This window comes from Pseudoalteromonas porphyrae (assembly GCF_001298125.1).
Taxonomy (GTDB): Bacteria; Pseudomonadota; Gammaproteobacteria; order Enterobacterales; family Alteromonadaceae; genus Pseudoalteromonas; species Pseudoalteromonas neustonica.
The window spans coordinates 1-647 of the sequence record NZ_LHPH01000086.1; the positions used below are offsets into that span (position 1 = coordinate 1).

1 protein-coding gene is annotated in these 647 nt (G+C 40.0%); it reads left to right on the plus strand.

The features are described 5' to 3' along the window. Positions 1–114 precede the first annotated feature (114 nt). On the plus strand, positions 115–647 hold a 533-nt coding region (locus ADS77_RS21285; protein WP_152960667.1), incomplete at its 3' end, for an IS30 family transposase.

Below are 647 nucleotides of genomic sequence, written 5' to 3' on the forward strand. Positions count from 1 at the left end.
CCCGAATTCATTATGCAAGTGCACCACTGACCATAACCCACCAATAAATATGACATTCTGAAATATTTGCTAATGTAGTAAGTGCGACCAAACTCATTATCGAGGGAATTCAGAATGTCTTACGAACATCTTAACAGTTTCGAACGAAAAGCTATCTACTATCGATTCAATAGTGGCGAAAGCTGCCGATCCATTGGTAAACTATTAAATCGACACCATACAACTATCATGCGTGAAGTTAAGCGAAATAAGCCACCCTACTATGATTATTTCGATGAGGCAGCGCACGAAAAAGCGATGGCAAGAAGGAAGGTCGCTAGGCATGCAAGAAAAAGAAACAATAAGGCACTGTACGAGCTTGTGCATAGTAAAATAGCAATGGGATGGTCTCCAGATGCTATAGCAGGTCGGCTTAAGAAGGATAACCCGTCAGATGAATTAATGTATGTCAGCCATGAAACAATCTATCAATGGGTGATTAAGGATTTTAAAGCAGGTGGAGAGCTATACAAAGACTTAGCTAAGAGGCATAAAAAAAGACGTAAACAACGTAAATATGGCGATTTACGTGGGCAAATTAAGAATAGAGTAAGTATTAGCGAACGACCAAAAATAGTCGAAGACAGAAGCCGAATAGGTGACTGGGA